Below are 24,515 nucleotides of genomic sequence, written 5' to 3'. Positions count from 1 at the left end.
CGCAGACAAATCGGGTAAAGGTGTAGATATACGTTGTAAACATATGTCGTAGGCGGGCACTCGGAGATGCGTGATCATGTACAACGAGCCGATCATCAGTGACCAGCGAGAAGCCGGGGCACACGGCACCGTCAGCCTGGTCGTCCCGGCCCTCAACGAGGCGCGCAACATCGCCTGGGTCTTCGATCAGATCCCGGCATGTGTGGACGAGGTCATCCTCGTCGACGGCGACTCCACCGACGCCACGGTCCCCATGGCGCAGCACTGCCTGCCGACCGTGCGCAACGTGCGGCAGCGCGGCCCCGGCAAGGGCAACGCGCTGCGTACCGGCTTCCTCGAGGCGAAGGGTGACTTCGTGGTGATGATGGACGCCGACGGCAGCATGTCACCGGCGGAGATCCCCCACTTCGTGCACTTCCTCGAGCACGGCTACGACTTCGTCAAGGGCTCGAGGTTCGTCGCGGGCGGCGGCTCGCTCGACATCACTCTCATCCGGAAGATGGGCAACCACGTACTCCTGCTCGCCGCCAACCGGCTGTACCACGCCAGTCTGACCGATCTGTGCTACGGCTTCTGCGCCTTCCGGCGCAGCTTCCTCGACCAGCTCGACCTGCACGCCGCCGGTTTCGAGATCGAGGCCGAGATGATCGTGCACGCCCTGCGCTCCGGTCTGCGCATCGCCGAGGTCCCCAGCCTGGAACTGCCCCGGCGCAGCGGCTGCTCGAACCTCCACGCCATATCCGACGGGCGCCGGGTGCTGCGCACCCTGCTCTCGGAGCGGCCGGGCGCCCGGCCGTCCTCCGCCCGCTCCTCCTCCGCACGGCCGGAGAGGAGCCCCTCGTGACCGCCGCGCCGGTCCGCTCCGCTCTCGTCCGGCCCCCGGTGCCGGTGGTCGACATCGACCTGGCCCGTCCGGGCGAGTTCCGGCTGCCCGGCGACCGGGGGCCGGTCCGGCCGGCGGGACAGGCCCGTGCACTCGTACGACTGCACGGCCGCCCCCTCGGCATGGTCAGCGCCGCGGATGCCTCCGGGCCCGACGGACTGTGGCGGGCGCTGGCCGACACCGCGAACGTGGAACTGGCCGAACAGCTCATCCAGCTCCGCGCCGTGGACCGGACCGAGACCTCCGACGGTGTCGTCCGGCACCCCGCACTCCAGCAGGCACCCGTCATCAGCGTCATCGTGGCCACGCGTGACCGGCCGGAGAAGCTGCGCCACTGTCTTCGATCGCTGCTGCGCTCGACGTACCCCGCGTTCGAGGTCATCCTGGTCGACAACGCCCCGGCCGACGGCGCGACCGAGGCCCTGATCCACGAAGACTTCGCCGGACGGGTCCGTTACGTCCGCGAACCCGTCGCCGGGTTGGCCCGTGCGCACAACACGGGGCTTGCCCGGGCACGCGGATCCGTTGTCGCCTTCACGGACGACGACACCCTCGTCGACCCCGGATGGCTGCCGGCGCTGGCCGGGACCTTCGCCCGCGACACGCGGATCGGGTGCGTCACCGGGCTGATCGTGCCCGCCGAACTGGAGACCCCGGCTCAGAGCGCCCTGGAACAGCAGGGCGGTTTCGCGAAAGGCTACGTGCCGCGCACCTGGTCGCTGTTCGATCCGCCGGCGGACCCGCTGTTCCCGTTCACCGCCGGCCGCTTCGGCTCCGGCGCCAATATGGCTTTCCGTACTGGTGCGCTCCGCACCCTGGGCGGCTTCGACATGGCGACCGGTGCCGGGACCCCCGGCCGGGGCGGTGACGATCTGCTCGCCTTCTTCGAGATCCTGGCGGCCGGTCACACGCTCGCCTACCAGCCGAGTGCCATCGTGTGGCACTGCCATCGCCGCACGCGGGACGCCCTGGCGGCGCAGGCGTTCGGCTATGGCGCCGGCCTCGGCGCCTATCTCACCGGCGCGGTGCTGCGTAACCCCCGCCGGCTGCCCGCCCTGCTGTGGCGGCTGCCCCGCGGCATCCGCTACGCCATGACCAGATCGCGCGACCGCGGCGCCGATCCCGAGGCCGACTGGTCCCGGCACCTGGCGCTCCTGGAAATGCGGGGGATGGTCTACGGCCCCTGCGGCTATCTGCGCGGACGTCTCACCGGCGCCGGCCTCGGAACCTGATCGCGAGGTGAACGGCGTGGACACCAGTCCGGTGACCGACTCAGCTACGAGGAGCGCCGGTATCCGACGACGCCCCCTGGGCATGCTGCGCGCCGGTATCGCCGCCGCGCTCCCGCGGGAGCGCGTACTGCGCACGGGCCACGTCCTCGCGGTCAGTTCCCTCGTCAACGCAGGCCTCGGCTTCTTCTTCTGGATCTTCGCGACGCACTGGTACGACGAGCGGACCGTGGGCCTGAGCTCCTCGGCACTCGCCGCGTCCCTCCTGCTCACGGGCATCGGGCAGCTCAACCTGAACGACTTCCTGGTGCGGTTCGTGCCGACCGCCGGCCGCCGCAGCCGCCGACTCGTCCTCACCTGCTACGCGGCGAGCATGTCCTTCAGCGTGGTGGTGGCCGTGGCGTTCCTCGCGATGGTGCCGGTGGTCGCGCCGAGGCTCAGTTTCCTGCTGACACCGGTCACCGCGATCTGCTTCGTGGTGGCGACCGCGGGTTACGCCGTCTTCGTTCTGCAGGACGGCGCGCTCACCGCGGTCCGCATGCCGGGCTGGGTCGTGGGCGAGAACCTGATATTCGCCCTCGCGAAAATTCTGCTGCTCGCTCTGGGCGCCGTCCTGGGCCTCTTCTCCGGGATACTGCTGTCGTGGGCGGGAGCTCTCGTGGTCTCGCTGATCGTGGCCAACTCCGTCCTGATGGGCAAAGGCATTCCCCGGCACGAGCGGGAAACGAAGACCGCGCCACCTCCGCCCCGCATGCTCGGCTACGCCGCAGCCGACTGGTTCGGCTCCCTGTTCCGGGTAGCCGCGTACACCCTGGTCCCGCTGATCGTGCTGAACAAGCTCGGCGCTGAACAAAGCGCCTACTTCGCGGTGGCCTGGAGCCTCGCCTATGTGCCCTATCTACTCGCCCGCAACATGGGAACGTCGCTGCTCGCGGAGTCCGTGCGCGGGCCCGAACGACTCGTGGAGCAGTCCCTGCGCGTCCTGCGCCACTCGGGTCTGCTGCTGGGCGGCGTCACGGTCGTCCTGGTCGCCGCGGCCCCGCAGATCCTGTCGCTCTTCGGTGCCGCGTACGCGGCCGAGGGAACCACGCTGCTGCGACTGCTGGCCCTGTCCGCATTGCCGAACCTGCTGTTGAGCGTGGCCATCGACGTGGCCCGGGCGCGGCGGCGCCTGCGCTGGGCGGTGGCGCTGCAGGCGGCGATGTGCGTCCTGGTGCTCGGGCTCACCCCGCTGCTGCTGACGGAGTTCGGCGTCGTGGGCGCGGGCATCGCCTGGCTCGCCACCCAATGCGTGATCGCCGTCTTCCTGCTTCTTTCCTGGTCCCGCTGGCTCGTCCCCGTCGCTGAAGGGTCATCATGAACAGCGCACTCTCCACCGAACGCACCGTCCCCACCCTGTCGGTCGTCATCTGCGCCTACACCCTCGACCGCTGGGAGGACCTGCGGGCCGCGATCGGATCCGTGCTGGTCCAGGACCCGCCGGCCGACGAGGTCGTGCTGGTGGTCGACCACAACCAGGTCCTCCTTGAGCGGGCCGAGCGGGAGCTGTCCGGCGTCCGCGTGGTGCCCAACCAGAGGCGGCGTGGTCTGTCCGGCGGCCGCAACACCGGAGTGGCGGTCTCACACGCCGACGTGGTGGCCTTCCTCGACGACGACGCCACCGCGGAACCGGGATGGACGGGCCGTCTGCTGGCGCCGTACGGCGACCCCCGCGTCAAGGGTGTCGGCGGTTTCGTGCGGCCGTGGTGGGTCACCGAGCGCCCTGTGTGGTTCCCTCCGGAATTCGACTGGGTGGTGGGCTGCTCCTACCGGGGACAGCCCCTGAAGGCCGCCCGCGTCCGCAACTTCATCGGCGCCAACATGTCCTTCCGCCGAAGCGAACTGATCGCCGTCGGCGGCTTTCTCGACGCCCTGGGACGCGTGGGCAGCCGTCCGGCGGCGAGTTGCGACGAGACCGACCTGTGTCTGCGGCTCGCCGCCCGCGACCCGGAGGCCGTCCTGCTGTACGAGCCCAAGGCCGAGATACGACACCGGGTCCCCGAATCCCGCACGAGCTGGGCGTACTTCCGCAACCGCTGCTACATCGAGGGACTGTCCAAGGCGCTGGTGGCACGGCGCTGCGGCAGCGGACCGGCGCTGTCCAACGAGCGCGTGTACGTGCGGTCGGTCATCCCGAGGGCCCTCGCCCGCAATCTGACCCGGATCCGGCGCCCCGGCGCGCTGCGCACGATCGGAGCGCTCTCCGGGGGTGTCGGCGCGACCGTCACCGGTTACCTCGTCGGATCGATCCGGCCGTTGGGTATCCGTGTGTTCTCCCGGCGTCCGCAAGGAACAGCTGAGCCGACCACGATCGCCCGGTCATCAGCGGCGGAGCCGACGACGACGGCCGGGCCATGAGCGGCATACCCGTCTTCCTGTATCACGGGGTGTCGGACGACTCACCGCCGTGGCTGGCGCCATTCACGGTGAGTCCCCGCACGTTCGTGGAGCATCTGGACATGATCGCCGACAGCGGGCTGCACGTGGTCCCGTTGCGGCGGCTGGTCGCGGCACTGCTCGGCGGTCCTCCTCTGCCACCGCGGTCCGCGGTGCTGACCTTCGACGACGGATACGCGGACTTCGCCTCCACGGTGGCTCCGCTGCTCGCCGCACGGGGACTTCCCTCGACCCTGTACGTGACCACGGGCGCCCTGAGCGCCGCCGACCGGCCGTCGGGCGGCGGACCGTTCCCGTCCGTGGCGACGCTCAACTGGGCCCAGGTCAGGGAGCTGGACGCGGCCGGAATCGAGATCGGCGGACACACCGTGACCCATCCTCAACTCGACACGTTGCCCCGGACGGCGGTGCGGGAGGAGGTGACCGGCTGCAAGCGGCGGATCGAGGACGCGCTCGGTCACCGTGTCGAGTCCTTCGCCTACCCGCACGGCTATTCCAGCCGCACCGTTCGCGCGCTGGTTCGGGAGGCCGGCTGGACCTCGGCCGCCGCCATCCGGGCGGCCTCGGCCTTCAGTTCGGAGCGGGACGACCCCCTGCGGTTCGCCCGGCTCATGGTCCGGGCCGACACCGGCCGGGACCACTTCGCGCTCTGGACCAGCGGTGAGGGGGCGCCCGTGGCACCGTTCGCCGAGGGACTGCGGACCAGGGGCTGGCGGGCGTACCGGCGGGCGAGAGCGGTGGCCGGGCGGCCGTACCGGGCGATACCCGCCTGACCGCCGCCGTACACCGCAGGGGCGCGGCCCGCTGACAGCGCGTCACCGCTGCCAGACCCGGACCCAGTCCACGAGCATGCGCGCCGAGTCGGTGCCCGAGGGCGGTGTGTAGGGGAGGCCGACGGCCAGGTTGAGGATGACCTCCATGGGCACGTGGGGAATGCGCTCGGGGGCGGTCACCCGGAACCGTTCGACCCCGTCCACGTACCAGACGAGTCTGTCCTTCTCCCAGAGCACCGCGAAGACGTGGTAGCCATCGGGAAAACCGGCCGCGGTGAAGGTCCCCCGTTGCTTCCTCTTGGCGCCCTCGGCGTTCCGCCAGTGCACGAACATCGACTGCGTGCGCGTGGTGCCGAGGAACTCCATGATGTCGATCTCGGGCGGGGTGTAGCGGCTCGCGGGCATCATCCAGAACTCCGGTGCCATCCCGCCCTGTTCCGGGATCCGGATCGCCGCCTCGAAGTAGCCGTAGGTGAAGGTCTCCCGTGGCTCGGCGTACCAGTTGTCCCGGCCGGTGGAGATCATGCCGGACACCCAGGGGTAGAGCTTTCCGTCGCTGCCGCTGGTGGCCTGGCGCTGGGCGGTGAGGGTCAGTTTCCCCCCGCTCACGGTGACCTGACCGGGCTGGTACCACTCCAGTTCGTTGTTGCTGCTGATGGTGCAACCGCGGTCGTTCCAGTCGTAACACGTGGCCCACCGGGCCTTGTCGAGACGTGAGCCGCCGAACTCGTCGTGGAAGACCCGTCGCCAGTCGCCGGGCACCGGGGGCCCGGACTCCGCGGTTCCGGGCGTGGGAGCGCAGGCGCCGCAGGCCACGAGCAACAGCATGAGCACACTGAGCACCACGCCCCGTGACGTCATGGGCGGGTGCGGGTCCCGGCCGCCACGGAGCCGGCCACCCGGCGCGCGGCGAATCCGGTGCCGGCGACGAACCGCAGCACGGGACCGAAGGTGGGAGCGGCGGCCAGTCCGGTGAAGTACAGGCCGGGCACGGAGGACTCGAACCCGGACGACAGCCGCGGTGCGCCGTGGAACGTCCATACCTGCCGACGGAGTTCGGGTGCCAGCAGCCGGAGCCGGTCGACGTCCACCCGGTACCCCGTGGCAAGCAGCAGATGGTCGGCCGGCAGCACCTCGACGCGCGCGTCGGCGTCCATGACCTCGAGACGCACCGTGCCGTCCTCGGCCCCCGAGGAGCGGACCGTACGGCCGCACAGCACGGGGATGTCGTCCATGCGTGGCCGCAGCCACCAGCCGCCGGACGGTCCGAGGACGTCGTGCAGCAGCCGCGTCCGCAGCCCCTCCGGCAGATGGCGAAAGGCGCCGGCGCCGTGGGTGCACGCCAGCAGCGACCAGCCCGGTCCGAGCGGCGAACCCGGCTTGACGATCCGTACCGGACGCGGCCGGCCCGACGGCCGGTCGGTGTCGGGCGGGCTGCCGAACGCGACGGACGCCGCGCGGACGATCACGGTGGGAAAGGCCCCGGCCTCGTGCAGCAGCGCGGCACTCTCCAGGGCCGACTGCCCGCCGCCGAGGACGGCGACCCGCTGCCCCGAGAACCGCGGCAGATCACGGTGCTGACTGGTGTGGGAGACCAGTTCCCGGGTGAGGGGGCCGGTCAGTTCGGCAGGCTCGTGGGCGAACGGGACCAGTCCGGTGGCCATCACCACGTTCTCGGCGAGGAACTCCTCCCCGGAATCCAGGGTGACGGCGAACAGCCCGTCCTCATGCTCGACGGTACGGACCTTCTGGCGCTCCAGTTCCGGCACGCGGCGCTCCTGGAACCACCGCCCGTAGGCGATCATCTCCTCGACGGGGATCGGGTACCGGTCGCCGACGGGTCCGAGTCCCCGCGCGGTACGGAAGTCCTCCAGGCGGTATCCGGCCTCCGGCGCGGAGAGGGAGGAGGCGGCGGGGACAGACTTCAGATACATGCCTGCGGGCATGTTGGTGTGCCAGCACTCCATGGGTTCCCCGAACACCCGCCGTGGTGTTCCTGACGCGCTCAGCCAGGCGGCCGTGGCGAGTCCGTAGGGGCCCGCCCCGATGACGACAGTGGGCAGCCGCTGCGGGGAGGCATGGGTGCCCCCTTTCCCGGCCCCTCTGTGCCGGGCGCTGAAGCCGGTGTTCGCGGGCATGGTCATTCCCTTTGATGTCGCGTGGCGCCGAGGCGGTAACGACCGCGCGCCCGCCCAACGGGCGCATTCGTCGAGCACGGGCGCGACCGTGTGGGTGAGCCATCCGTAGCTGCGGCCGAACCTCGGAGATTTACGGACGTTGTTCGCCACATGCCACAGCCAGCTCAGCAGCGGAATGGCGACCGGATCGGCGACATCGCGGTCCGGGTCCAACCCGGCCAGCGCGAGCAGGGCGCGGTCGGCGTCCGGTATCCGGCCGGCGCGCAAGGTCTCGGCGACCAGGCCACCCAGCGGGCGGCCGGTGAGGGTGCTGCGCAGAGCCAGTACGAAGGAGTAGGCGTCGATCTCGCACGGCCCGTCGGCGCGGCCGCTGCTCCAGTCGAAGACACCGGTGACCCGGAGGGGGACACCGCCGAGCAGCACGTTGCCGGGGTGGTAGTCGCCATGGGTCCAGCCCTCGGTCAGCACGGCACCGGCCAGGGCCGCGTCCAGCCGGTGGCGCAGGGCCTCGAAGTCGGCCGCTCGCCGGCCGGACCTGTATCGGGGCATTCCGGCGGAGAGAGCCGTCAGCTGCGACTCGCACCAGACCGGGGCCCGGTCGGCTGCCGGACGGCGGCGCCCGGTGGCGGCCCACAGATCCGCCAGCAGTCGCATGGCGGGGGCCACGACGGCGTACGGGTCGTCAGGGGTGTCCAGGATGAGTCGCTCCGCCGGGACGCCCGGGAGCGTGTTCTGGGCAAGGGTCCCCGCGGGCCCGGGAGAGCCGATGGCTCGAGGCAGGAGAGGGCGCCAGGGGGCGAGCCGGCTGTCGGCGTCGAGCTCCTGCAGGACTTCCCGCTCCCGAGCCGTGACGGCGGCCCCGGCCTCGTTACGGGGGTGTTTGACCACCAGGCTTCCCGCGCCGCGTCGCAGCTCGAACATCAGCAGGCCCGCCTCGGGCAGGGACCGGCGCCGCACCACGGTGATGTCACCGGGAGCGGCGCCGCGTACGAGCCAGTGGGCCCGGAGGCGGTCGTCCAGGCCGGCCAGCGCCCGTGGGAAGTACAGGGGCAGCAAACCGGAGAGCGAGGACATCTTGGCGGGTGTCTTCATACCTGACCTCGCCGGGCCGCCAGCGGCACGACCCACGCTTGCCGGGGATAATGGATACGGGCGATCCATGACTATTGAGCAGATCTTTAATCTTCGCCCATATTAATACCTTTCGGGAGATCCTTCCCGGAGAGGAGTGGGTCTCCGTGCTGGACACCGGGGTGCCCGTTCTCCTCGTCAGAATCGGCAACTACCCGCTGCACCACGGCAGCCTGGGCGTGGTGCGCACGGTCGGGAGGCTGGGCGTCCCGGTCCACGCCGTTGTCGAGGACCGCTTCACTCCGGTCGCTCTCTCACGCCACCTGACAAGCAGCATCGTGTGGCCGACGACCGGTCGCGAGGAACCGGAGCGGCTCGCGGACGGCCTGCTGTCCCTCGGCCGGACGATCGGTGCCCGGTGTGTGGCGGTGCCGACCGACGACGAGGCGGCGATCCTGCTCGCGGAGTACGCCCACCGGCTGAAGGAGTGCTTCCTGATTCCGGCCGTGCCGGCCCACCTGCCACGCCTGCTGGCCTGCAAGGCGAGTCTGCACCGGATCTGTGCCGAGGCCGGAGTGCCCTCGCCGCGGTCACGGGCGCCGGAGAGCCGTGACGAACTGGTCGAGGCGGGCCGGGAGCTCGGCTATCCGCTGGCGCTCAAGAACCTGGCGGCGTTCAGCCGGCTCCGGACCCCGGCCGTCAGCGGCACCACCATCGTGGTGCCCCACGAACGGGCGCTGCTCGACCGCTTCCCCCAGGCCGCTCCGCCGCCCGTCCTCGTGCAGGAGTACATCCCCAGACAGCAGGCGGAGGACTGGATCACCCACCTCTACTGCGGCACGGGCGGCGTTCCGCGCGTCCTGTTCACCGGCCTGAAACTCCGCTCCTGGCCTCCGTACGCGGGTATGACCGCCCGGGCGGTGGCACTGCGCAACCCCGAACTGGCCCGACTGGCGGAGCGGCTGTGCCGCCTCATCGGTTACAGCGGACTGGCGGACCTCGACTGGCGCTACGACCGCCGGGACGGGCAGTACAAGCTCGTCGACTTCAACCCGCGGGCCGGCGCCCAGTTCCGCCTCTTCGAGGATGTCCACGGAGTCGATGTCGTCCGCGCCATGCATCTCGACCTGACCGGCCGGCCCGTGCCGGACGGCGCTCAGGCCGAGGGGCGGGTCTTCGTCGCCGGCCAGTTGGACTTCGCGTCGGCGGTGGCATGGCTGCACCAAGAGCGCCGACTGCCACCCGACCTCCTGAGCGAGCCGCCCACCGAGCGGGCCTGGCTCTGCCGGGACGATCCCCTGCCGGCCGCGGCCGAGGCGGTCCGGTTCGCAGCGCTGGTGACATGGCGCCTGCTGAGGCCGGCACTCCGGCCCGGCCGGGTGCCGTTGACCGAAGGATCCACCGGCACCCCGCCGACGTCATGACCGACGGCTTGTTTCCGTCCGTAACCGGGCCGTGAGACCGCCGGGTTCATGGACCTCTCCACGACCCACGTTGACCTCAGCGCATCCTGGGGTGACTATGTACGTATACGTCGTAAATATACGGTCTTTGTGGAGGATGACATGCGTCTCACCGTCATCGGCACCGGGTATGTCGGAGCAGTCCACGCCGCCTGTATGGCGGAGATCGGCCATGAGGTCCTCGGCGTCGACGTCGACGAGGAGCGGGTCACGGCGCTCGCCGCCGGTCATCCCCCGTTCCATGAGCCCGGCCTGTCCGGGATGCTTCAGCGGACGGTGGCAGCGGGCCTGCTGCGCTTCACCACGTCGCTGGACGAGGCCGCCCTGTTCGCCGATACGCACTTCGTCTGCGTCGGCACCCCGCAGCGGCCCGACACGGGCGCCGCCGATCTGCGCCATGTCGACGCCGTGGTGGACGGGCTGGCACCCGCTCTGCGCGGTGCGGGCCCCGACGGGGCCCTGGTCGTCGGCAAGTCCACCGTGCCGGTCGGTACGGCGGACCGGCTGGCCGCACGGCTGCTCGGGACCGGCGCCGACATCGCCTGGAACCCCGAGTTCCTGCGCGAGGGATCCGCTGTCCAGGACACCCTGCGGCCGGAACGCATCGTGGCCGGCGTCCGCTCGGAGCAGGCCGAGGCGCGGCTGCGCGCGGTCTACGCGCCCCTCATGGCGGCCGGCGCGCCCTTCATCGCCACCGACACCGTCACCGCCGAACTCGTGAAGGTGGCATCGAACTCCTTTCTCGCCACCAAGATCTCCTTCATCAACGCCATGGCCGAGATCTGTGACGTCATGGGCGCCGACGTGCTCACTCTCGCCGGGGCGATGGGCACCGACTCCCGAATCGGCCCCAGTTTCCTGGCCCCCGGCCTCGGCTTCGGCGGCAGCTGCCTGCCCAAGGACATCCGGGCTTTCGCCGCGCGGGCGGAGGAGATCGGCCGAGGTGACTCGGTGGCGTTCCTCCGCCAGGTCGACGAGATCAACACACGGCAGCGCCGGCGTACCGTCGACCTCGCCGAGCGGTTCGTCCGCGGGAGCTTCGAGGACCGCGACGTGGCGGTTCTGGGGGCCGCCTTCAAGCCCGGCAGCGACGATGTACGGGATTCCCCGGCACTCGCGGTCGCGGAGGCGATACGCCGACGCGGAGCCCGGGTCCGGGTGCACGACCCGGAAGCGGTCGACAACGCCCGCGCCGCGTACCCCGACCTGCAGTACGCCCTGGACGTGACCAAGGCGTGCGAGCAGGCCGATGTCGTCCTGCACCTCACCGAGTGGCCCCAGTACCAGGAACTCGACCCCGCCGCCCTCGCCACGGTGGTGCGCAGCCCGGCCATGGTCGACGCCCGCAACACCCTTGACGCCGAGGCCTGGCACTCGGCGGGCTGGCGGCTGAGCGCTCCGGGCCGTCCGCGGCTCGACTGAGAGGCAGGAGGATCTCATGCGTGTGGTGGTGTCCGGTGGCAGCGGCTTTCTGGGGTCGCACCTGTGCGAGGAACTGCTCCGCAGGGGTGACAGCGTCTGCTGCCTGGACAACTTCTCCTCGGGCCGAAAGGCCAACATCGCCCGTCTGCTGCGCCGGCCGGGCTTCCACTGCGCCCCGTGCGACGTGACGGAGCGGTTCCGCGTCTCCGGGACGGTCGATGCCGTCGTGCACCTCGCGTCTCCAGCGTCCCCCGCCGACTACCATCACCATCCGCTCGAGACTCTGGCGGTCGGCAGCCGGGGCACGGAGAACATGCTGCGGCTGGCCGAGAGCCACGCGGCACGCTTCGTCCTGGCATCCACCAGCGAGGTCTACGGGGATCCCGCGGTGCATCCGCAGGACGAGGACTACTGGGGGCACGTCAATCCCATAGGCCCTCGCAGCGTCTATGACGAGGCCAAGCGATTCGCCGAGGCTCTCTCCATGGCGTACCGGCGCAGCCAGGGGGTCGATGTCGGGATCGTCCGGATCTTCAATACCTACGGCCCTCACATGCGTCCGCATGACGGCCGCGTGATCTCCAGCTTCATCTGGCAGGCACTCCAGGAGGAGCCGCTGACGATATTCGGCGACGGTACCCAGACGCGGAGCTTCTGCTACGTCGACGACCTGGTCCGTGGCCTGGTGGCCATGCTCGACTCCGCCGAGCCGGGCCCGTTCAATCTCGGCAATCCGGAGGAGCGCACGGTGCGGGAACTGGCGGAGCTGGTGATGGGGATCACCGGGTCCAGCAGCGAGTTGCGCCATCTTCCGCTGCCTGTCGACGACCCTGTCCGCCGACGTCCTGTCATAACCCGGGCTTGCGAGGGGCTCGGCTGGCAGCCGCGGGTGCCTCTGGAAGAGGGGCTGCGACGCACTGTCGACTGGTTCGCGGCGGAGGCACAGACCATCGTGCGAGCGCCTGAGCAGGCCGCCGTGGCCGGGCCGTCATGACGTAGGACGACTCGCCTCGAACAGCACACTGCCGCTTGGAGATCGTCGGTTCGGGGCCGACGGCCCACCGGGCGCCGACCGCGTGAGGCGGCCGGCGCCCGGGCGCGTCGGTGGGGTCAGTGCTGCCAGGCCCTCACGTAGTCGACCATCATGTCGGCGGGAACCACATTGGTTCCGCTGTGACTGGGGTTGATGGCGTTGTTGAGGATCAGATACATCGGGGCGGACGTGATCCCGGAGGTGATCTGACCGACCTGCTTTCCGTCGTAGTAGTACGTGACGGAGCCCTGCTTCCATTCGGCGCCGAACGTATGCCAGCCGCCGGAGTAGGTGCCGGAAGCACAGCCTCCCGGACCGCCTGCCGTGGAATGGAAGTGATAACAGGCGGAGCCGCCCAGGCCTTCCAGGACGTCCAGCTCGCCATCCGTCGGCCAGTTCTGCCCGTCCAACCAGAAGGAGGGCCAGTTGGCCATCTTCGTCCCGGACGAGGGCGTGTAGATGCGGGCCTCGAAAGCGCCGTAGGTGAACTGGGCCTTTCCGTTGCTGGTCACCAGGCCGGAGACGTTGGGATACGTCTTTCCGCCGACGGTGGTCGGCTGCTGGATCAGCTTGAGGTGGAGGGATCCGTCGCCGACAGTGACCTGCGACGGGGAATAGGCGGACCCCTCAGCGGAGTTCGGCGGTTTGGTCACACACCCGGAACAGCCGAACCAGTTCGCGTTCCACTTGGAACTGTCAAGACCGGTGCCGTTGAATTCGTCACCGAACACCGGGCGCCATGTGCCGGGAATGCCGACGGGCGCAGCGGCGGTCGCGGGCGGAGCAGGGGACGTTGCGCCGGCCGTCGGTGTCGGCGTGGGGGTTGCGGTTTGCGTGGGGGTGCCCGAGGGAGTTGAAGCAGTCGGCGTCGGCGTTGCCGTCGACGTCGGTGTTCCCGTGGGCGCCGGTGTCCCCGTCGGCGCCGGTGTCCCCGTCGGCGCCGTGGTGGCGTCGGTACCGGTGGTGAAGGATTTCACCGGAGAGAGACTGCGCCAGCGGTCGTGAAGCTCGTATGCGACGTAATAGGTATAGGTGCCCGCTGGGAATGCGCGGGAGCCCGACGTGTATGTGGTGGGCTTGGGTCCAAGGGTGGTCGCGGTGGCTCCGGGAAAGTCATAGTGACCACCGTTTGCGGATCGCACGACGACAGCCAGCGCCTGCGGTTTGATCGTTCTGGTGCTGTGGACCTTGGCGGTGGCTTTGAGCTGCCCGTTCGGAGCCGCTGACACCGCCAGGGAATCGACCACGACGCCGGAGGTGGCGGCTTCCGCCTGGTTCGTTTGCGTAAGGACGCCTCCGGCGATTGCGGCAGTGGCTAGCGCAAGCGCACCCAGTTTTGTCCGCGTGGCGCGAGGACGGCGGTGTCGCTGAATATCAATTGTGCGATTCATTGGCATGTACGCGTGACCTTTCGCCCCCCAGGCGACAGTTGAGCCACGCTCAAAGGCTGAGCAATGGCGGACTGAACGGTGATGGACTCTGCGCGAGGCGAACTCGATCCGCAAGTGCCTGTTCAACGCCGGAGCGCGCCTATGACCCTTGGAAATTCATGTCGCGCAACCGAGTTGGCCACGTCGAGCCGGACCCAGTGACGTCCGACACGCCGAGGGACAAATTCGGGCATACATACCGAATTGCGTGACTCTGGCGGATCTGACGTTCAGTGAGCTCTCTCGGAGTCGCCGATCCGGAGCGAGGACGGCTGCGGCGATCGACGACGTTCGGCCCGGGCCCACCACTCAAGATCGAGGAATGACGCGTGGGGCCGGCGGACGGCAGGCCGACCCCCGCACCGGCGTCTCGGGCAGCGGTCGGCTCCGGCGTCGCCGGAGGGCCTCTCCCGGACGGCTTCGAAATCGGGGATGATGCATCACCTGCACCGGTCGAGCAATGTCGCGTTGTCGTCAGAACTGAACCAGTCGCCGATCACCTACGTCGAGTGAGTGCCACTCCGCCCTCCCCTTCACGCCCCCGGTCACGCCCGTGGAACCGTGCGTCCCAGTGGCACCGCGGCGGCAGCGATGTCGTCATCCTCGAAAGGAAGTACCGTGGCGCCGGTGCTCGTTGGACGCGAAGGACTGCTGGTCGGAGAGCGCATACCGGTGATCGGCACCCGGGTCACCTTCGGGCGCAATCCCGAGAACAGCGTCGTCATCTCCAGCTTGAGCGTTTCGCGCTTCCACGCGGAGATCGTCCTCGACGACACCCAGGGCTACGTGCTGCGCGACTGTGGGAGCAGCAACGGAACGCTGGTCAACGGTGAGGAGATCGACTCCCGGCTCCTCAAGCCCGGGGACGACATCACCATCGGCGACGAGGGGTTCCGCTTCGAGGTTCCGGACGCCATGGAGACGATCATGGCGCTCTCCTTGCCCAGGTCCCTGACCCATCCCGACGAGGAGGTCGAGCACGGGCCGGTGCTGCGGGTCACCATCGCGGGCGGGGGCCCTGTCGGCCTGTCACTCGCCCTGCTGCTGGAGCACTTCCTCGGCGCCCAGGTGAACATCACCGTCTACGACGGCCGGTGGCGCAAGCAGGGCCGCAGAATCGTCTGGAAGGACGCGAGTCAGGGCAATGTGCGGCGCCAGCAGGTGGTGACCGTACAGAGTCGCCAGTACCTCAGCCTGCCCGAGGAGGTACAGGCCCGGCTCTTCGCCCCGGACAACTACACCGAGATGTGGCCCGCCGGCCCCGACTCGATCGGCGATCACCACCCGCGCAACATGCGCATCGCCTACATCGAGGACCGGCTTCTGGAGGTGGCGAACGAGAAGCCGAGCCGAATCCGGCTCGTCCCCGCCCGGTTCAGCGTCGATGAGCAGCCGGACGCCCTGGCCGACCAGCACGTACTGGCGATCTGCGACGGCGGGCGGTCGCGCACCCGCGAGCACTTCGCCGCCAAGTTCGGCACGGCGGACGCGTCCATCTACTCGCTGAAGAACCGCCATCTCCAGGACGTGATCCTCGGCCTGCGCGTGAAATCGGCCCTGCCCGACCCCATGGCGGTGCTGCTGACCGTGGGGCAGAACCGGTTCCTGCTGAACTCCTTGCGTGGCGAGGGCTTCCTCAACATGCGTCTGACGGACGCGGAGGCGGCCGAGGTCGTCGGTATCGATCCGGTCCGCCGCGTCTTCGAGGAGTGCATCGCCTCCCGCCCCTGCCTGATGGGGCGCGACGAGCACGGCGACTTCCAGTGTTCGACGCACAGCACCCTGTTCCTGCCGGCCCTCATCAGGGGCTCGGCCCTGTGGAAGCGGGTGGGCGAAGGGCTGCGCCTGTTCGGCGTCGAACCGGACGAACTGAGTGCGGTCACCTCATTCCGCCTGGACATGGTGCAACGCCCGCGCTTCACCGCCGAGTTGCTGCCGCCCACGGCCAACTCGACCGGCACGTACGGCTTCTTGCTGGGCGACGCGGCCAACGCCATCCACTTCTGGCCGGGGCGGGGGCTCAACAGCGGCCTGTCCTCCGCGATCTCGCTCGCGCGGTCCCTCAACGGAGCGTGGAAGGGCAAGCCCTTCCGGGACGCGGACTTCCTGCGCCACGAGGCCGCCATGTCGATGCTCCAGTACCGCCACAAGAGCCGCGCCTGGAAGGCGATGGTGACCACCGACGACCAGGGCGCCACATGGGCCATCAAGGACATCATCGCCCACGGCATCGAAGGAATCTCCGAGGAGCCGGATCGCGAGGCGGACACCGCGGCGCTGCTGGAGCGACTGCGCGGAATCCGCTCCCGGCTGGCGACGCGCATGCCCGGTATGCCGGACGACCAGGCGATCCTGGAACGGCTGGGGACCCTGGAGGGCGGAACGCTCCGCATGCTGGTGCTCAGCGGCGCCTGGGACACACTCACCATGGGCGGCGAGGAGGTCGACATCGACATCTTCTACGGCCAGGACTCCGCCGCCGCGGCAGCGGCCGTCGAGGGCCTTGATCCGGTCGCCCAGCCCTGAGGAGCGTCGGTCCGTCCGCGCGCGGACGGACCGGCATGCGAAGCACCGCCTGCGCCGCGCTCTCACCCACGGTGAGCAGCCGGTGATCACCGAGGATGACCGGCCCTCGGATGCGGGATCTCGGATGCCGGACCTCGGATGCCTCGGATGCCGGACCTCGGACACTCCGGCTTCACACATGCACGCACGGGACGACAGTGCGCCCCGACGATAGGGCCCGTTCGCACTTACCCCCGACACTTCCGGTCGGTAACCATAGGAAAGGCTGTTTGTGCATTGATGACCGGAATGAGCTGATTCCCAGGAGGGCTCATGGACGCCCCGACCGCGACGACGGCCGACCCCGTCGCGCAGGACGACGCGCAGGACGATCCGACCGTCCACATTCTCTGGATCAACGCGGGGCTGAGCTGCGACGGGGATTCGGTGTCGCTGACCGCCGCGACCCAGCCGAGCATCGAGGAACTGGCACTCGGTGCCCTGCCGGGACTGCCCAAGGTGGCGGTCCACTGGCCCCTGATCGACTTCGAGTGCGGGCCCGTGCAGGGCGCGGACAATTTCGTCGAGTGGTTCTTCAAGGCCGACCGGGGCGAGCTGGAGCCCTTCGTACTGGTCGTCGAGGGGTCCATTCCGAACGAGCGGGTCAAGCCGGAGGGCTACTGGTGCGGTTTCGGGGACGATCCGGAGACGGGTCAGCCGATCACCACCAGTGAGTGGCTCGACCGGCTCACCCCCAAGGCGCTCGCCGTCGTCGCCATCGGCACCTGTGCGACGTACGGCGGTATCCACGCGATGGCCGGCAACCCGACCGGCGCGATGGGAGTGCCTGACTATCTGGGCTGGGAGTGGAAGTCCAAGGCGGGCATCCCGATCGTCTGCATCCCGGGCTGCCCCGTGCACCCGGACAACGCCTCCGAAACCCTGCTCTACCTGCTGTACCAGGCGGCGGGCGCGGCACCCATGATCCCGCTGGACGAGGAGCTGCGGCCGACCTGGCTGTTCGGCGCCACGGTGCACGAGGGCTGCGACCGCGCCGGCTACTACGAGCAAGGGCAGTTCGCCACCGAGTACGGATCACCGGAGTGCCTGGTCAAACTCGGCTGCTGGGGCCCGGTGGTCAAGTGCAACGTGCCCAAGCGCGGCTGGATCAACGGAGTGGGCGGCTGCCCGAACGTCGGCGGCATCTGCATCGCCTGCACCATGCCGGGCTTCCCCGACAAGTTCATGCCGTTCATGGACGAGCCGCCGGGCGGCCATGTGTCCGCGACGGCGAGCGGCATCTACGGCTCGGTCATACGGCGACTGCGGCACATCACCGAGAAGACCGTCGAAAAGGAACCGAAGTGGCGCGGCAAGGGCGAGAAGCTCACGACCGGCTACAAGGCCCCGTGGTGACCACGGTTACCCGCTGAGCAGGACACTCGACAGGAAGGTGGCGCGGCACCATGGCGACGGCGACGAACAAGCCGGCCGGTGACGGCCTCACGGAGATGTCGTGGGACCCGATCACCCGCATCGTGGGCAGTCTCGGCATCCACACCAAGATCGACTTCAAGGCGAAGCGGGTCGCGGAGTGCTACAGCACCTCGTCCGTCTTCCGCGGCTACAGCGTGTTCATGCGCGGCAAGGACCCGCGCGACGCGCACTTCATCACCAGCCGGATCTGCGGAATCTGCGGTGACAACCACGCCACCTGCTCGGTGTACGCCCAGAACATGGCGTACGGCGTGGCACCGCCGCACCTCGGCGAGTGGATCATCAACCTCGGTGAGGCCGCGGAGTACATGTTCGACCACAACATCTTCCAGGAGAACCTGGTCGGGGTGGACTACTGCGAGCGGATGGTCCGCGAGACCAACCCGGGCGTACTCGAACTCGCCGAGCGCACCGAGGCCCCGCACGCGGCCGACCACGGCTACCGCACCATCGCCGACATCATGCGCTCGCTCAACCCGCTGGAGGGCGAGTTCTACCGCGAGGCGCTCCAGGTCAGCCGCTACACCCGGGAGATGTTCTGTCTGATGGAGGGCCGCCATGTGCACCCCTCCACGCTCTACCCGGGCGGTGTCGGCACGGTCGCGACCATCCAGCTCTTCACCGACTACCTGACCCGGCTCACCCGCTACGTGGAGTTCATGAAGCGGGTCGTCCCGCTCCACGACGACCTGTTCGACTTCTTCTACGAGGCACTGCCCGGGTATGAGGAAGTCGGCAGGCGCCGTGTGCTGCTGGGGTGCTGGGGCGCGCTGAACGACCCGGAGTACTGCGACTTCCAGTACGCCAACATGGAGAACTGGGGCCGGCGGATGTTCGTCACCCCGGGTGTCATCGTGGACGGCAAGCTGGTCACCAACAGCCTCGTCGACATCAACCTCGGCATCCGCATCCTGCTCGGCAGCTCGTACTACGAGGACTGGTCGGGCATGGAGAAGTTCGTCGAACAGGACCCGCTCGGGAACCCGATCGACGAACGGCACCCGTGGAACCAGCACACCATCCCGGCCCCGCAGAAGCGGGACTTCGACGACAAGTACAGCTGGGTCATGTCGCCGCGCTGGTTCGACGGCACGGACCATCTGGCCCTGGACACCGGAGGCGGCCCGATCGCCCGGCTGTGGTCCACGGCGCTGTCCGGACTCGTCGACATCGGCTACATCAAGGCCACCGGGCACAGCGTGCAGATCAACCTGCCGCGCACGATGACCAAGCCGGAGATGGCGCTGGAGTGGAAGATCCCGCAGTGGAGCAACGCCCTCGAACGCAACCGGGCCCGGACCTACTTCCAGGCCTACGCCGCCGCGGCCGCCCTCCACTTCGCCGAGCAGGCGATGGAGGAGGTGCGCGCCGGACGCACCCAGACCTGGGAGAAGTTCGACGTGCCGGACGAGTCGATCGGCTGCGGCTTCACCGAGGCGGTCCGGGGCGTGCTGTCCCACCACATGGTGATCAGGGACGGCAAGATCGCCAACTACCACCCGTATCCGCCGACGCCCTGGAACGGCAGCGTGCGCGACAGCTACGGCACACCGGGTCCGTACGAGGACGCGGTGCAGAACACCCCCATCTTCGAGGAGAACCCGCCCGAGAACTTCAAGGGCATCGACATCATGCGGGCCGTCCGCAGCTTCGACCCGTGTCTGCCGTGCGGCGTGCACATGTACGTCGGCGGCGGGCGGACCGTCCAGCAGACGCACATGCCGACGGGGCTGAGCGGACTGGCGGTCTGACCTTCCTCAGGAGAGGGGCTTGCCGATGGCCGGACAGGAGACGGGTGAGCGGATAGGCGCGCTGCTCGACGAGCTGGCGCAGCGGGCGGGACCGGAAGCACGCGACACGGCGGACGAACTCGTGCGCTGCCTCGTGGAGTTCTACGGCGAGGGTCTGGCCCGGGCCGTACGGCTGCTGCGCGCGGCCCCGGACGGCGCGGATCCCCTCGCCGTCCTGACCGCCGACGAACTGGTCAGCGATCTGCTGATCCTGCACGATCTGCATCCGGAGGACACCGCGACCCGGGTGGGCCGGGCCCTCGACAAGGTCCGTCCCTACCTCGGCTCGCACGCGGGCGACGTCGAAGTGGCCGGGCTCGACATGGAGGCGGCCGACGGCCCGACACTGCGGCTCAGGCTGCGCGGCAGCTGCGACGGCTGTCCGTCCTCCACCCAGACCGTGCGCTGGACCATCGAGGAGGCGGTCGCCCGGATCGCCCCCGAGGTCGAGCACATCGAGGTCGAGGGAATGGCCGAGGAGGACCCGGGGCCCGCCCTGCTCCAGATCCTGCCGCACCGTCCGGACGACGGTCCGGGTGACCCGGCCGCGTCCGGAGGAGCGGACGACGCGGCGCGCTGGTACACCCTCGGCCCTCGCGCGCTGCCCTTGGGCGAACGGGCCACCGGCGTCACCGACGTCGCCGGCCGCACCCTGCTGCTCGTCCGCCTGCCGGGACAGCTGTACGCCTACCGCGACCGCTGCCCGGTCTGTGCCGCGAGCCTCGCACCGGCGGTCCTGGACGGCGAACTGCTGCGGTGCGCGGGATGTGCCGCCGAGTTCGACGTGCACCGGGCGGGCCGGGGCGAGCGGGCTCACCTGGAGCCCGTACCGCTGCTGGAGGAGGACGGTTCGGTGCGGGTTGCGCTGCCCGGCGAGCTGCTGGGGGCGGGGCCATGACCACCGACGTCCTCAAGCAGTTCACCCGGAGGCCGCCGCCCGCCGGCGAGCGCTGCGACCTGTGCGGGGAGCCGCTGCCCGCCGAGCACCGGCATCTCGTGGACACCTCGCGACGGTCCCTCAAATGCGCCTGCCCGCCCTGCCATCTGCTCTTCACCCGGCCGGGCGCGGGGCAGGGCCGCTTCCGGGCCGTCCCGGACCGGTATCTCACCGATCCCGGGTTCGACCTGGACGAGTCGGACTGGAACCGGCTGCAGATCCCCGTCGCGCTCGCCTTCTTCTTCCGCAACTCCGAACTCGACCGGCTCGCGGCCTTCTACCCGAGCCCGGCGGGCGCCACCGAGAGCGAACTCGATCCGCGGACCTGGGACGCGGTCCTCGGACGCAGCCGGCTCGCGGAGCTGCTCGAACCCGACGTGGAGGCGCTGCTGCTGCACCGCGGCCGCGGCGACTCGGTCACCTGCACGCTCGTCCCGGTCGACGTCTGCTACGAGCTGGTCGGCCGGATGCGGCTGCACTGGAAGGGCTTCGACGGCGGTACCGAGGCGCGCTCGGACATCGCGGAGTTCCTCGAACGGATCACGGCGGCCGCCCGGCCACTGGAAGCGGAAACCGGGCCCACCGCCGCATCGGCACGCCCCGGACCCCCCGCCGCTCCCCCGGAATCCGGGCGTCCGGCCACGCACTCCGGGGGCGCCCCGTGACCGATCTCCAGTTCACCTGCACCGGTGTGCGCCCCGAGCCGTACGGAGCCGGGCCCACGCTGCTGTTCGGGCTGCGCATCGAGGAGGCCGATCATCAGCCGGTGCACGCCGTCGCGCTGCGCTGCCAGATCCGTATCGAGCCCGCCGGGCGATCGTACGAGCCGGAGGAGGTCGGCATGCTGGGTGACCTGTTCGGCGAACCGAGCCGCTGGAACAGCACGCTCAAGCCGTTGCAGTTCGCCCACGCCTCCATCACGGTCCCGGGGTTCACCGGTTCCACGGAGGTCGATCTCCCGGTGCCCTGCACCTACGACACGGAGGTCGCCTCCGCGTCGTACTTCCGGGCGCTGTCCCGCGGCGAGATTCCGCTGCTCCTGCTCTTCTCCGGCACGGTGTTCACGGGCCGGGACGGCTTCCGGGCCGAGCCGGTGCCCTGGCACAAGGAGACGTCGTACCGGATGCCGGTGGACGTCTGGCGGAACATGATCGAGCAGTACTTCCCCAACTCGGGCTGGCTGCGCGTCCGGCTGGACGTGCTGGACGCGCTGCGCCGCTACCGCTCCGCCCACGCCCTGCCGTCCTGGGAGCGGGTCTTCGAGGAACTCCTCGAAACCGCCGACGCGAAGGGGGCCGACTGAGATGAGCAATCCCCTGGAGAACGGCTTCGAGCAGGCCCGCACGGTGGCGGACGCCGTCCTGTTCGAGGGATATGTCCTCTACCCCTACCGCGCCTCGGCCGCGAAGAACCAACTGCGCTGGCAGTTCGGCGTCCTGGTGCCGCCCGCCTGGACCGCGACGACCGGGGAACACGCCGTCCAGCGCACCGAATGCCTGCTGGAGCCCCGCGCCGGCGACCGGCTCCACGCCGAACTGCGCTTCCTGCACGTCCGGCGGCGCACGGTCGAACGGCTCGACGCCGACGGCGGTTACACGGAGGTGCCCGAACTCGACCTTCCCGACCGGGTGCTGGTGCCGTGGGACGAGGGTCACGAGGAACGCGTGCTGATCCATGAGTCGCTCGCCGAGCTGATGGGCGATCAGGCGGCCGTCCACGCCGTACGGTTCGACCTGCCCGATGCCGTCGAGTACGAGCCGGTGACCGACACGGAGGGCCGGACGCTGGGCCGTCTCGTGCGGCGCAGGAAGCGGCTGACGGGTGAACTGCGCCCGCGCATCGAGGAGTTGCCGGGACCCTACCGGGTGCTGCGGCTCACGGTGAGCGTGCACAACACCACCCTCGCCCCGAAGGGCACCGGCACCGACCGCGAGACCGCCCTCGCCCACAGCATGATCGGCACCCATCTGCTGTTCGGCGTGCCCGGCGGACGGTTCCTGTCGCTGACCGACCCGCCCGAGTGGGCCCGTCCGGCCGCCGCGAGCTGCCACAACGACCACACCTGGCCCGTCCTCGCGGGACCGCCCGGCACGGAGGACGTCATGCTGTCCTCGCCGATCATCCTGGAAGACCACCCGGCCGTCGCCGAGGAGAGCCCGGGGCCCCTCTACGACGCCACCGAGATCGACGAGATCCTCTCGCTGCGCACGGCCGCGCTCACCGAACGGGAGAAGCGCGAGGCCCGCGGCACGGACGCCCGCGCCGCCGAGGTCATCGACCTGGTGGACGACATGCCCGAGGCGGTCCGCGACCGGCTGCACGGAGCGATCCGGGGGCTGCGCGAGATCACCGGAGACAGCCTTCCGGGCGAGACCCGCCCCACTGCTCCCGAGACCGGACCGACCCTGCCCGAGGGCCCCGGGCACCCCTGGTGGGACCCGGCGCAGGACCCCGGGGCCACCGAGGTGCCGGCCGTCGTCGTCATCAACGGCGAGAGCGTACGGGCCGGCAGCAGAGTCCTGCTCAGGCCGGGCGCCCGGCGTTCCGACGCCCAGGACGCCTTCCTCTTCGGCCGGCACGCCACGGTCGAGGCCGTGGTCGGCGACCTCGACGGCGAGACGCACCTAGCCGTCGTCGTGGACGACGATCCCGGCACCGACGTACGCCGCGCCCAGGGCCGCTTCCTGTACTTCAAGCCCGACGAGGTGGCCCCGCTGAAGGAGGAGGCGACATGACCGCACCCGATCGCACCGACGCCTCCGGTACGGCGGAGCCGGACGGGACCCGCCGGATCCTGGTCGCCGGGGTCGGCAACGTGTTCCTCCAGGACGACGGATTCGGGGTGGAGACCGTACGGCGCCTCGCCGTCCGCACGCCCGAACTGCCGCCCGGCGTCGAGCTGATGGACGCCGGCATCCGCGGGGTGCACCTCGCCTACCGGCTGCTGGAGGGCTATCGGACCCTCGTGCTGGTGGACATCGTCAGCCGGGGAGGCCCGCCGGGCACGCTCTACACGATCGACGTCGGCCCCGAGCCCCCCGCGGCACGGCCCGAGCCGGGGCCGATGGACACACACGCCATGGACCCCGCCACCGTGCTGGCCCTGCTGCACGATCTGCACGCCGGCGCGGGCGGCACTCTCCCCGAGGAGGTCTACGTCATCGGCTGCGAACCCCGCGACACGGACGAGGGCATGGGCCTGACACCCCCGGTGGCCGAAGCCGTGGAGCCCGCCGCCGATCTGGTGCTCGACCTGGTACGCCGCGCTGCCTCTGTACCTCAGAGGAGCTGACCACGATGGAGGCAAGGATGGAATGGCAATGGGTGGGCATGGCCGCGGGCCTCGTACTGGCCTACGGAGTCGCCAGGAACCTGTCGGACATCCGCCGCTACTTGCGCATGCGGCGCATGTGATCCGGCGTACGCGCATGATCCGGCGCACGCGCGCCGGCGCCCGGGCCTTCGCCCGTGTGCCCCGCACGGCCACCGACGTCCTCGAGCTGCACGTACCGCTCGAGGAAGAGATGCAGGGTGCCGTGGAGTTCGCCCAGGCGGACGAACCACAGGGCGAGGTTCATGGCGCCCTGCTGGGTGATCGCGTAGACGCGGCGCGCGGGGCCGCTCTCGGAGGCGTGCCAGTGCGAGGTCACCTCACCGCTGCTCTCCATGCCCCGCAGCAGCCGGTACACATGCGCCTGATCGGCGTCGGCACAGCCGAAGGCACCCAGGCGCTGCACCAGCTCGTAGCCATGCCCTTGGCGTTCGGCCAGCAGCAGGAGCAGCACCGGGGTGAGCAGAGCGCGTCGCTCGACCTCGTGGCCAGTCATCGTCTTCTCAGAGTAACCAGCCATGCGCGAACCCCACACCTGGGCGCCGGACGGCCCCACGAGGGTCCGGCGGCGGGAGGT

At 70.0% G+C, this 24,515-nt stretch carries 20 protein-coding genes; 16 read left to right on the top strand and 4 right to left on the bottom strand.

What is annotated here, in order from left to right; genetic code table 11:
* Positions 1-76 precede the first annotated feature (76 nt).
* From OOK38_RS28125 to OOK38_RS28105, 5 genes are read left to right on the top strand one after another with little or no spacing between them, the layout of a single operon-like run.
* The gene (locus OOK38_RS28125) at positions 77-844 is read left to right on the top strand and encodes a glycosyltransferase family 2 protein (protein ID WP_266755940.1); all 768 of its coding nucleotides are present in this window, start codon (positions 77-79) and stop codon (positions 842-844) included.
* Complete coding sequence (locus tag OOK38_RS28120; protein ID WP_266755941.1) at positions 841-2,115, top strand: glycosyltransferase family 2 protein; 1,275 nt, start codon at positions 841-843, stop codon at positions 2,113-2,115. Before OOK38_RS28125 ends, OOK38_RS28120 begins: the two co-directional genes overlap by 4 nt.
* A 16-nt stretch (positions 2,116-2,131) precedes the next feature.
* Complete coding sequence (locus OOK38_RS28115) at positions 2,132-3,472, top strand: lipopolysaccharide biosynthesis protein (protein WP_266755943.1); 1,341 nt, start codon at positions 2,132-2,134, stop codon at positions 3,470-3,472.
* The gene (locus OOK38_RS28110; protein WP_266755945.1) at positions 3,469-4,509 is read left to right on the top strand and encodes a glycosyltransferase family 2 protein; all 1,041 of its coding nucleotides are present in this window, start codon (positions 3,469-3,471) and stop codon (positions 4,507-4,509) included. The genes OOK38_RS28115 and OOK38_RS28110 overlap by 4 nt, the downstream gene beginning before the upstream one ends.
* Positions 4,506-5,321 (top strand): polysaccharide deacetylase family protein, encoded by an 816-nt coding sequence (locus tag OOK38_RS28105; RefSeq protein WP_266755947.1) that lies wholly within the window; start codon positions 4,506-4,508, stop codon positions 5,319-5,321. The genes OOK38_RS28110 and OOK38_RS28105 overlap by 4 nt, the downstream gene beginning before the upstream one ends.
* Positions 5,322-5,363: 42 nt before the next feature.
* On the opposite strand, the gene OOK38_RS28100 is transcribed toward OOK38_RS28105, so the two are convergent.
* On the bottom strand, positions 5,364-6,182 hold the full coding sequence (locus OOK38_RS28100; protein ID WP_266755949.1) for a glycoside hydrolase family 16 protein: 819 nt from the start codon (positions 6,180-6,182) through the stop codon (positions 5,364-5,366).
* Positions 6,179-8,551: a phosphotransferase gene (locus OOK38_RS34570; protein ID WP_323178833.1), complete on the bottom strand. Its 2,373-nt coding sequence runs from the start codon at positions 8,549-8,551 to the stop codon at positions 6,179-6,181. Before OOK38_RS34570 ends, OOK38_RS28100 begins: the two co-directional genes overlap by 4 nt.
* A 74-nt stretch (positions 8,552-8,625) precedes the next feature.
* On the opposite strand from OOK38_RS34570, the gene OOK38_RS28085 reads away from it, so the two are divergent.
* The 3 genes from OOK38_RS28085 to OOK38_RS28075 all read left to right on the top strand — a co-directional run bounded on the left by OOK38_RS28085 (position 8,626) and on the right by OOK38_RS28075 (position 12,409).
* A complete protein-coding gene (locus OOK38_RS28085; protein ID WP_266848875.1) occupies positions 8,626-9,954 on the top strand; it encodes an ATP-grasp domain-containing protein in 1,329 nt (442 codons plus the stop codon).
* A gap of 141 nt (positions 9,955-10,095) precedes the next feature.
* Complete coding sequence (locus tag OOK38_RS28080) at positions 10,096-11,415, top strand: UDP-glucose/GDP-mannose dehydrogenase family protein (protein ID WP_266848873.1); 1,320 nt, start codon at positions 10,096-10,098, stop codon at positions 11,413-11,415.
* 16 nt (positions 11,416-11,431) lie between these two features.
* Entirely contained in the window at positions 11,432-12,409 is a 978-nt protein-coding gene (locus OOK38_RS28075; protein WP_266755955.1) for a UDP-glucuronic acid decarboxylase family protein, read from the top strand.
* Positions 12,410-12,525: 116 nt separating this feature from the next.
* Here the strand turns inward: OOK38_RS28075 and OOK38_RS28070 are convergent, their stop codons facing one another.
* A complete protein-coding gene (locus OOK38_RS28070; RefSeq protein WP_266755956.1) occupies positions 12,526-13,695 on the bottom strand; it encodes a glycoside hydrolase family 16 protein in 1,170 nt (389 codons plus the stop codon).
* An 810-nt stretch (positions 13,696-14,505) separates the two neighbouring features.
* Here OOK38_RS28070 and OOK38_RS28065 point away from each other — a divergent pair.
* The 8 genes from OOK38_RS28065 to OOK38_RS28030 all read left to right on the top strand — a co-directional run bounded on the left by OOK38_RS28065 (position 14,506) and on the right by OOK38_RS28030 (position 23,899).
* Positions 14,506-16,404, top strand: coding sequence for an FHA domain-containing protein (locus OOK38_RS28065; RefSeq protein ID WP_266755957.1), 1,899 nt, complete (start codon positions 14,506-14,508; stop codon positions 16,402-16,404).
* Between the two features lie 312 nt (positions 16,405-16,716).
* Entirely contained in the window at positions 16,717-17,799 is a 1,083-nt protein-coding gene (locus OOK38_RS28060) for a hydrogenase expression protein HypE (RefSeq protein WP_266755959.1), read from the top strand.
* 50 nt (positions 17,800-17,849) lie between these two features.
* Positions 17,850-19,631 carry a nickel-dependent hydrogenase large subunit gene (locus OOK38_RS28055; protein WP_266755961.1) on the top strand — a complete coding sequence of 594 codons (1,782 nt, stop codon included), beginning with the start codon at positions 17,850-17,852 and terminating at the stop codon, positions 19,629-19,631.
* 25 nt (positions 19,632-19,656) lie between these two features.
* Positions 19,657-20,568 (top strand): NifU family protein, encoded by a 912-nt coding sequence (locus OOK38_RS28050; protein ID WP_266755962.1) that lies wholly within the window; start codon positions 19,657-19,659, stop codon positions 20,566-20,568.
* Positions 20,565-21,272, top strand: a complete 708-nt coding sequence (locus tag OOK38_RS28045) for a DUF5947 family protein (protein WP_266755964.1) — start codon at positions 20,565-20,567, stop codon at positions 21,270-21,272. Before OOK38_RS28050 ends, OOK38_RS28045 begins: the two co-directional genes overlap by 4 nt.
* Complete coding sequence (locus OOK38_RS28040) at positions 21,269-21,910, top strand: DUF6084 family protein (RefSeq protein WP_266755965.1); 642 nt, start codon at positions 21,269-21,271, stop codon at positions 21,908-21,910. Before OOK38_RS28045 ends, OOK38_RS28040 begins: the two co-directional genes overlap by 4 nt.
* 1 nt (position 21,911) lies before the next feature.
* On the top strand, positions 21,912-23,342 hold the full coding sequence (locus OOK38_RS28035; RefSeq protein WP_266755966.1) for a hypothetical protein: 1,431 nt from the start codon (positions 21,912-21,914) through the stop codon (positions 23,340-23,342).
* Positions 23,339-23,899 (top strand): hydrogenase maturation protease, encoded by a 561-nt coding sequence (locus OOK38_RS28030; RefSeq protein WP_266755967.1) that lies wholly within the window; start codon positions 23,339-23,341, stop codon positions 23,897-23,899. The genes OOK38_RS28035 and OOK38_RS28030 overlap by 4 nt, the downstream gene beginning before the upstream one ends.
* 97 nt (positions 23,900-23,996) lie before the next feature.
* Here the strand turns inward: OOK38_RS28030 and OOK38_RS28025 are convergent, their stop codons facing one another.
* A complete protein-coding gene (locus tag OOK38_RS28025) occupies positions 23,997-24,458 on the bottom strand; it encodes a helix-turn-helix transcriptional regulator (protein WP_266755969.1) in 462 nt (153 codons plus the stop codon).
* Between the last annotated feature and the right edge of the window lie 57 nt (positions 24,459-24,515).

Source organism: Streptomyces sp. NBC_00568, assembly GCF_026341855.1.
In the GTDB taxonomy this organism is placed as follows: domain Bacteria; phylum Actinomycetota; class Actinomycetes; order Streptomycetales; family Streptomycetaceae; genus Streptomyces.
The sequence above is the reverse complement of the archived record's forward strand: the minus strand, read 5'-3'. Positions and strand labels throughout refer to the sequence as shown.